Source organism: Streptomyces sp. P5F9, from assembly GCF_057961495.1.
Genome location: NZ_JBXVPZ010000331.1, coordinates 1 through 10,820 on the forward strand (window position 1 = coordinate 1; position 10,820 = coordinate 10,820).

Annotated in this window: 9 protein-coding genes and 1 pseudogene; 6 read left to right on the forward strand and 4 right to left on the reverse strand. The window is 69.2% G+C overall.

All coding sequences use genetic code 11. The annotated features are described in order from the left end of the window. Positions 1-1,246: pseudogene (locus AC31A1_RS36605) on the forward strand (D-alanyl-D-alanine carboxypeptidase); the annotation flags it as partial. 188 nt (positions 1,247-1,434) lie between these two features. Beyond that, positions 1,435-3,330 (forward strand): DUF8823 domain-containing protein, encoded by a 1,896-nt coding sequence (locus tag AC31A1_RS36610; protein ID WP_489657437.1) that lies wholly within the window; start codon positions 1,435-1,437, stop codon positions 3,328-3,330. Positions 3,331-3,493: 163 nt separating this feature from the next. On the opposite strand, the gene AC31A1_RS36615 is transcribed toward AC31A1_RS36610, so the two are convergent. Next, a complete protein-coding gene (locus AC31A1_RS36615) occupies positions 3,494-4,435 on the reverse strand; it encodes an alpha/beta fold hydrolase (protein WP_489657438.1) in 942 nt (313 codons plus the stop codon). Between the two features lie 110 nt (positions 4,436-4,545). Beyond that, positions 4,546-4,743, reverse strand: coding sequence for a hypothetical protein (locus tag AC31A1_RS36620; protein ID WP_489657439.1), 198 nt, complete (start codon positions 4,741-4,743; stop codon positions 4,546-4,548). Between the two features lie 119 nt (positions 4,744-4,862). On the opposite strand from AC31A1_RS36620, the gene AC31A1_RS36625 reads away from it, so the two are divergent. Then, positions 4,863-5,414 (forward strand): CGNR zinc finger domain-containing protein, encoded by a 552-nt coding sequence (locus tag AC31A1_RS36625; protein ID WP_489657440.1) that lies wholly within the window; start codon positions 4,863-4,865, stop codon positions 5,412-5,414. A 592-nt stretch (positions 5,415-6,006) separates the two neighbouring features. Here AC31A1_RS36625 and AC31A1_RS36630 read toward each other — a convergent pair. Continuing rightward, positions 6,007-6,792: a GNAT family N-acetyltransferase gene (locus AC31A1_RS36630; RefSeq protein ID WP_489657441.1), complete on the reverse strand. Its 786-nt coding sequence runs from the start codon at positions 6,790-6,792 to the stop codon at positions 6,007-6,009. Positions 6,793-7,032: 240 nt separating this feature from the next. On the opposite strand from AC31A1_RS36630, the gene AC31A1_RS36635 reads away from it, so the two are divergent. The 3 genes from AC31A1_RS36635 (at position 7,033) to AC31A1_RS36645 (ending at position 10,519) form a co-directional block, all read left to right on the forward strand. Further along, entirely contained in the window at positions 7,033-7,890 is an 858-nt protein-coding gene (locus AC31A1_RS36635; protein WP_489657442.1) for a hypothetical protein, read from the forward strand. 127 nt (positions 7,891-8,017) lie between these two features. Then, the gene (locus AC31A1_RS36640) at positions 8,018-8,806 is read left to right on the forward strand and encodes an SDR family oxidoreductase (RefSeq protein WP_489657443.1); all 789 of its coding nucleotides are present in this window, start codon (positions 8,018-8,020) and stop codon (positions 8,804-8,806) included. Positions 8,807-8,941: 135 nt separating this feature from the next. Beyond that, positions 8,942-10,519 (forward strand): sodium:solute symporter family protein, encoded by a 1,578-nt coding sequence (locus tag AC31A1_RS36645; protein ID WP_489657444.1) that lies wholly within the window; start codon positions 8,942-8,944, stop codon positions 10,517-10,519. 7 nt (positions 10,520-10,526) lie between these two features. On the opposite strand, the gene AC31A1_RS36650 is transcribed toward AC31A1_RS36645, so the two are convergent. After that, a partial coding sequence (locus AC31A1_RS36650) for an ADP-ribosylglycohydrolase family protein (protein WP_489657445.1) occupies positions 10,527-10,820 on the reverse strand: 294 nt, incomplete at its 5' end.

Sequence of the window (10,820 nt, forward strand, 5' to 3'; positions counted from 1 at the left end):
GACCAACACCCCACCGCCCCCGGAAACCCCGGTCCGCACAGCGATCCGCAGGGTCAAGATCTGGACCCCGCTGGTCATCCTCCTGGCGATCGTCTTTGCAGTAGTACAGGCCGTACGCCCGCTGCCGACCCCTTCCCTCACCCTCACCGCCGACGACTCGTACACCTTCGACGGCACCAAGGCGAACCTCCCCTGGCCCAGCGAGGGCCAGGGCTGGATGGACGTCAACGGCATCGGCACGATGGGCAGCTTCGGCAAGCAGACCCCGGTCGCCATCGGGTCCGTGGCCAAGGCGATGACCGCGTACATCGTCCTCAAGGACCACCCGCTGAAGGCCGGCGCGGAGGGCGAGAAGATCACCGTCGACGCGACCGCCGAGAAGGAGGGCGGCTACGACAAGGACGGCGAGTCCACGCTCAACACCGTGAAGGCCGGCGACGTCCTCACCGAGAAGCAGGCGCTCTCGGCGATCATGATCCCCTCGGCGAACAACATCGCGCGTCTGCTGGCCCGTTGGGACGCGGGCTCCGAGGCGGCGTTCATCAAGAAGATGAACGACACCGCGAAGTCGCTGGGGATGACGAACACGACGTACACCGATGCGTCCGGTCTCAAGGAGACCACCGTCTCCTCCGCCGAGGACCAGGTGAAACTCGGCAACCAACTGGTCAAGATCCAGGCGCTGATGGACATCACCAAGCTGCCGAGCTGGGTCGACCCGTCCGGCAAGAAGTGGACCAACTACAACCGCCTGGTGCCGTACAACAACTCGCTCGGCATCAAGACCGGCACCACCACCGCGGCCGGCGGCAACCTGCTCTTCGCCGCCACCAAGGAGGTCGGCGGTGAGACGGCCGTCGTCGTCGGCGCGATCCTCGGCCAGCACACCGCGCCGATCATCGACACCGTCAACGCGGTCAGCAAGACGGCGATGCTCGCCGCGCAGGACGCGATGACCTCGGCGAAGATCCTGAAGAAGGGGACCGTGGTCGGGTACGTCGACGACCAGCTCGGCGGTCACACACCGGTCGTCGTCACCAAGGACGTCGCGGCCGTCGGCTGGGCGGGCCTGAAGGTGAAGCTGTCCTTCGCCCCCGACGCCGTACCGCACACCGCGAAGGCCGGCACCAAGGTGGGCACGCTCACCGTGGGCGACGGTTCGAGCGGTGCCGTCAAGGTGCCGGTCGCTCTCCAGAAGGACCTCACGGAACCGGCCTTGACGTCCAAGCTGACCCGCCTCGGCTGACCCACGAGGCGCCGCACGTCACCGCACCCCGCCGGCCGGGTACCCGCCCGGGAGCTCACCGGCGGGGTGCGTGCTAGCGTCGCGAATCGGGGCACGTCGCCGGTCGAGCGGGACGCGGCGTCGAACAGGCCGGGAACGGGACGGAACGCGGCCGGGAACAGAAGACGGGACACGGGGAGTGCCTTCAGGTGGCCACAGCGGAGCCGACACGTGCGGACGATGCCGATCCGGGCCCGGTGACCGGCCCGCGAATACGCGTGCCCGCGCGCACCGCGACGGATGACGCGGCAGCCGGCGCCCAGCACACGGACGACGGCGGCACCCGTGAGGCCGGAACCTGTGATGGCGGCACACGCCTGACGCGGTTCGTCGACCGTCTCCGCGCCCCCTTCCTCCGCCACCCGGTGATCGGCTTCACGCTCCTCTCCGGCGTTCTCCACGTCGCCTGGTTCTTCACGTTCGCGAACAGTGGCGGCGACCTCGCGGCGCAGGACGCGTGGGCGGAGTTCGTCGGCCGCCACCCTGACTCGGCGTACAACCTCGCCTGGTACGGCGGCATGCACCCGGTGTCGTACAGCGTGGTCTCGCCGTATCTGATGTCGGTCCTCGGTGTCCGTACGACGATGATGATCGCCGGGACGATCTCGGCGGGCCTGCTCACCATGATCCTGATCCGCAGCCGCTCGGTGAAGAACCCGCTGTGGGCCTCGCTCGCGGGGGTCTTCGCGCTGCTGTGCAACGCGGCGTCGGGCCGGGTGACGTACGGCCTGGGCCTGGTGTTCGGGCTCGGCGCGGTGGCCGTCGTCTTCTGCTGGCCGTACCGCTGGCGCTACAAACGCTGGGCGAAGGCCCTGTGCGCCGCGCCGCTGGCCGCGCTGGCGACCATGTCGTCGCCGGTGGCCGGACTGTTCGTGGGCCTGGTCGCCGTAGCCCTGTTCCTGCAGAAGCGACGCCCGGGCGCATGGGCCCTCGGCCTCGCGCCCGCGGCCGTGGTGGCGGTGTCGGCCTGGCTGTTCCCGTTCTCCGGCACGCAGCCGATGCTGTTCGGCTCGATGATCCTGCCGCTGGCGTCCGGGGTGATCGTCTACTTCCTGGTGCCGCGTGAGTGGACGACCGTACGGATCACGTCGGCCGTGTACAGCATCGGCGTCATCCTGGTCTGGCTGGTCAGTTCGCAGATCGGCTCGAACATCAGCCGGCTGGCGATGCTGTTCGCCGGGGTGGCCCTGATCGCCGCGCTGCCCTTCGCGGTGCCGCGCTCGCGCAAGTGGTACGCGATCGCGCTGGCCTTCGTCGGCTTCAACGGGTGGATCGGCTTCAAGTCGGTCGACGACGTCATCAACACCGCCCCGGCCGCGTCCTGGTCGCACGAACTCGCGCCGCTCGTCAACGAACTCCAGACCGTCGGCGCCGAGCGCGGCCGCGTCGAGGTCGTCCCGGCCCGCTCCCACATCGAGGCCTCCGCCCTCGCGCCGTACGTCAACCTCGCGCGCGGCTGGAACCGCCAGGCCGACATGGAGCGCAACCCGCTCTTCTACGACGACACGCTCAACTCCGCCAACTACCACGAGTGGCTTCAGCGTTGGGCCGTGCATTACGTCGTGCTGCCCAAGGACACGCCGGACGGCGACGGCGGCGAGCGCGAACGGGCCCTGGTGCAGCGGGGGATGCCGTATCTGAAGCAGGTCTGGGGCGACGCGAACTGGCAGCTGTTCCAGGTCACCGACCCGGCGCCGCTCGCCGAACCGAACGCGGTCGTCGACCGGGCCGAGCAGGGCGAGTTGACCATCGAGGTGAAGAAGAAGGGGCGGATCCTCATCCGCATCCCGTACTCGCCGTGGCTGAGCATCGTCGACGCGAAGGGCAAGAGCCTCAAGCCCCCGCAGGAGACCGACGCGTCCAAGCACCGCGCCGAGGGCACGCCGAAGACGTACGACAACCTCAACGGGTGCCTGATGGAGACGGAGGAGGACTCCAAGGGCGACAAGTGGACGATGTTGCTGGCGCCGAAGACGGGAACGTATCGGCTGGCGGCGCCGTATCAGTTGCCTCGGGGTACTCCGTGTCCTGACGAGCTGAAGTGACCGTTCGTCCGTTGGTGTCAGCGTCCCTGGGGGCTGCTGCCCCCCAGGTCCCCCGCTTCGGCCTGAACGGCCTCGTCCGCACACGCCGGACGGGCTGAAAACGATCGACCCGGCGTGGGACAGGCTCGGCGGAGCCGGTCCACGCACGGGTCCGCCGTCAGCGTCAGGCGGCTTCTTCCGGGGCCAGGAACGACAGGGCCGCCGCGGTGAACTGCTCCGGTGCCTCTTCGGGCACGTAGTGCCCGCAACCGTCGATAACCAGCTCTGTGACGTCCTGAGCGATCCGCCGTACGTCGGCGGCGACACCGACACCCCGGAATGCCCCGCCCCCGACGGCGAGGACCGGCATCCTCAGTGGGGTCCGCACCCGTGTCGCGTTCTGGGCGATCGTGACATCGAGATTTCGGTAGTACTCAAAGCTCGCGCGCAGCGCGCCAGGCCGGCGCAGCGCCTCTACGTAGTAGTCGACGGCGTGACCGGGGATCGCCGTGGGCGTCGCGCCTTTCGCGGCGAACTGGTCGCCGAAGTACACGTCTTCGCGCCCCTGTACGAGTCTCTCGTTGACGGAGGTCAGCCGGTTGAACATGAAGTGCCACGTGGCGTCGACGGGCCGGTTGACCGGCGGGATCGCGCTGGGCGCGTCCGAGATCCCCGGGAGGGCGGCCTCGGCGAGCACGAGCTTCGTGACCCGGCCCGGGTGGTCGGCGGCGAGCGCGTAGGCCAGGATCATGCCGACGTCGTGACCGGCCGCCATGAACTGGTCGTGGCCCAGAGCGGTCATGAGCCGGGCCAGGTCACCGGCCGCCGTGATGCTGTCGTAGCCGGTCTCGGGCATGTCCGACAGTCCCACCCCGCGCGGGTCCACCGCGATCACCGAAAAGTGTTCCGCCAGAGCGGGCATGACCTTGCGCCACTGCCACCAGAACTGCGGCCAGCCACCGACCAGGAGCAGCGCCGGGCCGGAACCGCCGGTGACGGCGTGGAGGGTGATGTCGCCCAGGTCGTAGCGGTGGCCGCGGAACCGGTCGGTGAAGCCGGCCGGCAGGTCGGGAGCGGAGTCGACCGCACCGAATCCGGTCACTGTGTCGCCGAAGGTGAGGGTCACTAAGTCTTCCTTCCAAGGATGCGAGAACCGGCTGAGACGGTTCTCGGAACGTAGCAGTCGTCAGCAGTCGTCAGCAGTCGTCAGCAGTCGTCACGGCGGACTGGACCGGCCTATCGACGCCGCGATGTCCGCGGCACAGCCGTTCGCGAGTTGCGTGCCGCCGCGCGGCGGGCCTCGCGGAGCATCACCTCTTCGGCGCGCGAGGTGTGCGCGAGTCGGCCACCCGCGTACCAGTAGGCGGCTGCCACGATGCGCAGCGGCCACAGCATGACCCGCACCACCGCTCTTTTTGTCCGTTCTGACGGCACGTCGAATCTCCCCCAGGATGCGAGAACCTGCTTAGGTGGTTCACGGAATGTAGCAGCCGTCACGGCGAGTCGGCGAACCGGCTAACCTGGTTCAGTCCACAGGGAAGAAGGATCGGTACATGCCGCTCAGGATCCAGTCGCAGCCGCTGTGCTTCCGTTTGACGAAGACGGCCACCGACCGCATGGCGCCGACGCCGCGGGAACATCTGCTGCACCCGTCCGACCTGGCCCACTGGCTCGTGACCGTCGGCCTCAGCAGCGTGCCGCTGCCGGCTGACGAACAGTCACTGCGGGACGCCCGGGACCTGCGGGAGGCCATCTACCGGGCGGCGCGCTCCGTGGCCGACGAACAGCGCCCGCAGGCCGCCGACCGCGACCTGATCAACGCCTGGGCCGGGCGCGACGACAGCGTCCGGGTCCTCGGTGACACCGGTGCCGTCTGGCACTTTCCCGGACCGTCACCGGTGCGGTCGGCTCTGGCCGTGGTGGCCACCGACGCGGTGGACACGCTCGGTGGCGCCCATGACGGAACGGTTCGCGTGTGCGCCGGAACGGGCTGTGTCGCGGTCTTCTTCGACACCAGCCGCGGACGGTCCCGGCGCTGGTGCTCGATGAGCACCTGCGGCAACCGCGCGAAGAAGGAGGGCATCCGCAGCCGGTCGGGGCAGTGAGGCGTCGTCCGCGCGGTGCGGGTCCAGGTGCCGGGTCCAGGGGCGACGTTCGTAGGCGTCATGGCTGCTTCGTTGGCGGCGACCGCTCTCGCCGGCAGTTCCGGATCGGTCAGCGTGGCGGCGGCCGCGATCTGTTCCATGGCCCACCGCTGCTGACGTAGAGCGTCCGGCACCTCGGTAGCGCTCTCCGCGTCGAGGCGGGCGGCGTCCACGACCACCTGCTGGAGACCGAAGAACTCCCGTGCGGGCGCGCCGAGATTGGGGCCGCCGCCGAGGTGGAGGAGGCCAGGCGGGAAGCGCGCAGCGCGGCGGAGCTCATGCCTTGGCCGTCGATCGGGTTGAACGACGCCACGGCGTCCCCACGCTGACCAGGCGGGCGGGAAAGCGGCCCGGTTCGGCGAAGTGACGCCGTCGGCTCTCGGCGGCCTGGTGGTAGGTCACCACGTCGCCGATGACGGCCGTGGGCCGTGGTGAAGATCGAGGGCAGCTTGGCGCAGGCCTCGCGGAACTCGCCGATGGTCCGACCGGGCCGGCTGTCGCCGTACCCCATCGGCGAGACACCGACCGCCGGCCGCCGCGGCTGACGGCTCCTTTATGGGACCGATGGCGGCGAGTACAGCACCACCTCGCTCACCTGCACGAACCCCAGCCGACTGTAGACAGGCTGCCCCTGGCTACTGGCCTGAAGCGTGCAGACGGACATCCCGTGTTCGCGTCCCGCCGCCATGGCGGCCGCGGTGAGCGCCGCGCCGATGCCTCGTTCGCGGTAGGCGGGATCGGTGCCGATCCAATAGAGACCGGCTACGCCGTTGCTGACGAGTACCGCCGACGTGGCCACCGCGCGTCCGTCGATTCGCCCCACCAGCCGGATGAGGAGACCGAGGTCGGTGCGGAGACCGGCTTCGGCGTCGACGACCGCGTCCCGCAGTTCGGGGCCGACGCCGAACGACGACGCGTAGGCGTCGACGTATTCCGCCAGGCCCTCGGAGGTATCGACACGTTCGACGGTGAGTCCGGCCGGGAGAGACGGCTGGGGCACCTTGTCGAGCCGGGCGGCCATGATCGGCATGCTGCCGACCCGGGCGTAGCCGCGTTCCTCCAGCGCCCGCGCCACGCCGGGCCCGCTGTCCGGTCCTATCCACCAGCGCCACGGCAACCCGCTCAACTGCTTCTCCGCCTCGGCGGCCGCGTCGTCCACCGGGCGCTCGCGCACCCTCAGTACGCCGTTGAGCAGTCGGTGCGGGAGGCCACTGCGATAAAGGGCCGGGTTGGCGTCGAGTCCGCCCGAACTGCCCCAGGCGAGCCAATGCGCTCGGAGGTTGGCCGTCTGCGGAAGGAGCTCATGGATGGACGTAGCGGCCGGTTCGGCAGATTTCATGGATCGTATTCTGCGGCGATCTCCCGCAATGCGCGTGCGGTTCCCGGCAGTTGGGAGTGTCTTCCGCCAAACCGCGCCGCTCGCCGTGCCGTTGACAGCTCACGGTACGACGGGAGTGGTGCCGACGTCGCGCGGCAGCGGGTGCTCGCGCTCCGCGCCGGTGACGATCACACCGAACTTCGGAAGGAGTTGAGCGGAATCCCTCTCCAAATCTGACGCCCAGTCAGGTAGACCGGACCCATGACAGAGGACGCGACGCACACGGATGAGACCCACAGCCGCACATACGCGGAACTGGCGGCCGTCGGCCCCTATGGAGCCGACCTCGGACATGCCCTGATCACCATGGTCGAGCCGCACCCGGGCTACGAACGCCAGTACAACCGTTGGTACGAGGACGATCACTTCATCGCCGGCGCGATGGCCATGCCGTGGATGTACGCGGGTCGCCGCTGGGTCGCCACCCGGGACCTCCAACTCCTGCGCTACCCCCCGACCTCGGCCGTCGCGCAGCCGGTGACGGCGGGGTGCTACGTCTCCGTCTACTGGATGACCGCCGGCCGCTACGCCGACCACATGCGGTGGACCGTCGGCATCAACAAGCGCCTCAACCGCGATCACCGGGTCTTCCAGGACCGTACGCACGTCTTCACCGCCTTCCAGGACCACGTCGCGACCGTCTACCGCGACGGCGACCACGGCCCGCGTGACATTCACGCCCTCGACCACCCCTACGCCGGGCTCGTCGTCCAGGTCGTCGACGCCGAGTCCCCCGGCAAGCGCGGGGAACTGCTCGCGTGGCTGCGGGACGACCACCTTCCGAAACGGCTGGCCGGCTCCCCGGCGGCCATGGTGACCGTCTTCGCGCCGACACCGCTGCCCCTGGACCGGATGACCTACGTCAAGCAGGTCGAGGGGGTCGGGAACCGGCTGACCCTGCTGTGGTTCCTCCAGCGGGATCCGCGCGAGACCTGGCGGGACCACTTCGCGGACCTGGACACGGCGGTGGCCGCTTCCGGCCTCGGTGATGTGCAGTTCGTCGCGCCGTTCATCCCCACGGTCCCGGGCACGGATCGGTACGCGGACGAACTGCGCTGAGCCCCTGACAGGCGGCGCGGCAGCCTGACATACGCGCCTCGCTCACGTCGCTCCCCTTCCGTCCTCCGCCGGTCGCCCATACTCTGACGACCCGTCAGATATATCGGCCGGACCCGGGAGGGATCGGATGTCGCTGCTCGCGGGCAAGACCGTCGTCGTCTCGGGGGTCGGGGCCGGACTCGGCCACCAGGTCGCCGCCGCCGTGGTGCGGGACGGGGGGAACGCCGTGCTCGGCGCGCGCACGGAGGCGAATCTCGCCAAGTCGGCCGCCGAGATCGATCCGGACGGCACGCACACGGCGTACCGGGCGACGGACATCACGGACGAGGCGCAGTGCGAGGCGCTCGTGGAGGTGGCGCGGGAGCGGTTCGGGCGGGTCGACGCGGTGGTCCAAGTGGCCGCGTGGGACAGCTACTTCGGCGGGGTCGAGGACGCGGACTTCGCGACCTGGCAGTCGGTGATCGACGTGAACCTGCTGGGGACGCTGAAGATGACACGGGCCTGCCTGCCGGCGTTGAAGGAGGTGGGTGGCGGCTCGGTCGTGTTCATCGGGACGCAGTCGGCGGTCGCCGCTCCCTCGCAGGTGCGGCAGGCGGCGTACGCGGCGTCGAAGGGGGCGCTGACGAGCGCGATGTACTCGCTGGCACGGGAGTTGGGGCCGTACCGGATCCGGGTGAACACCGTGCTGCCGGGGTGGATGTGGGGGCCGCCGGTGGAGGCGTACGTGCAGTTCACCGCGCACACGGAGAAGGTGCCGGAGGCGGAGGTGCTGAGGCGGCTGTCCGACCGGATGGCGTTGCCCGAGCTGGCGACGGACGGGGATGTGGCGGACGCGGCGGTGTTCCTGGCGTCGGAACGGGCGCGGGCGATTACGGGTCAGTCGTTGCTGGTCAACGCCGGGGAGCTGATGCGATGAGTTCACATAGCTGAACGCGGAACATCAATCCGAACGATTTTACTCCCCCTTGACCGCACGCTTACTTGTCGTGCTCACGCGCGACCGCCCACGATGAGCCCCGGGCTGAACCGGCTCAATCGTGGGAGGGCACATATGAACGGGCTCGACTGGGCCGTGCTCATCGGCTATTTCGGTGTGATGGTGTCGATCGGCGTGTGGTCGCACAAGCGCGTCGACAACGTGAGCGACTTCTTCACGGCCGGCGGGAAGATGCCCTGGTGGCTGTCCGGCATCTCGCACCACATGTCGGGCTACAGCGCGGTGATGTTCACCGGCTACGCGGGCATCGCCTACACCTACGGCGTCACGTCCTTCATCACCTGGTCGTTCCCGATCGCGCTGGGCATCGCCATCGGCTCCAAGCTGTTCGCGCCGCGCATCAACCGGCTGCGCTCACGGCTCCATGTGGCGTCCCCCTTGGAGTACTTGAAGAACCGCTACAACCTCAAGACCCAACAGGCGCTCGCCTGGTCCGGGATGCTGCTGAAGATCGTGGACGTGGCGGCCAAGTGGGCGGCGATCGCGACCCTGTTGTCGGTGTTCACAGGTGTGTCCCTGAACCAGGGCATCCTCATCACCGGTGCGATCACGGCGGTCTACTGCACGATCGGCGGCCTGTGGGCGGACGCGCTGACCGAACTCGGCCAGTTCGTCATCCAGTTGCTGGCCGGCGTCTCCATGTTCGTGGCCGTCGTACTGAAGTTGAACGACAAGGGCATCGGCTTCCTCGGCGCCTGGGACGAACCGGCGCTCCAGGGCCACGGCAAACCGCTGGTCGGCCCCTACGGCACGGTGTTCCTCCTCGCGTTCCTCTTCATCAAGCTCTTCGAGTACAACGGCGGCATGCTCAACCAGGCCCAGCGCTACATGGCCACCAAGAGCCCCTACGCGGCGGAGCGTTCGGCCCGGCTGTCGGCGGCGCTGTGGCTGATCTGGCCGACGGTCCTCTTCTTCCCCATGTGGATGTCACCGCTCCTGGTCCACGCGCAGAAGCCGGACGGCTCCGACTCCTACGGCCTGATGACCGAACAGCTGCTCCCGCACGGCCTGTTGGGGCTGGTGGTCGTCGGCTTCTTCTCCCACACGATGGCGATGTGCTCGTCCGACGCCAACGCGATCGCGGCGGTCTTCACCCGGGACGTGGCACCGGTGGTCTCGGCCAAGGCCCGCGCGTGGAACGACCGTTCGGGGCTCATCGCGGCCCGCGTGACCACGGTCGTCTTCCTCGGCCTGTCCATGGCGGTGGCCACCCAGGTCAACTCGCCCACGTTCAAGGACATCATCACGGTCGTCATCAAGTGGGTCGCGGGCTTGATGGGCCCGATCGCGATCCCGATGATGCTGGGCCTGCTCCGTCCCTTCCGCAAGTCCGGTCCCACGGCGGCGCTGACGAGCTGGGCGGCGGGCCTGTTCGCCTTCTGGCTGGTCAACTACCCGATCAACTGGGAGGTGGACGGCGGGGTCCCGCTCCAGTACCAGGTGTCGATCCCGCTCGCGGTCTCCCTCGTCCTCTACATCCTCATCGGCTACGTGAAGCCCGAGGACACCCCGGAGCGGGACGCTTTGATCGAGAAGATCAACGGGGGCGGGGACGACGACGGGGAGGCGGCGGCCGTGGCGGTACCGGCGCAGGCGAGTGCGGGAGACGACGTCGTAGGCAGCCAGTCGTAGTACATACTCAGGCACCCCGCGGATACCGGGCGATCCATCCCGGGGCGGACCCGGCGGGCCCGTGCAACGCGGGCCCCTGGGTCATCTCCACCGCGAAGTCATCGGCAAGCACGAGCAACGTGGGACGGCCCTCCAGTTCGGCCAGCCAGGCCGGCGGGAGGGCCGTCTCGCCGTGCAACGCCCCGAGCAGCCCACCGGTGAGCGCCCCGGCAGTCCCCGAGGGCCCACCCTGGTTCACGGCCAGACACAGCCCGTGCCGTACGTCCTCGCCGACGAGCGCGCAGTAGACAGCCCCCGCGAG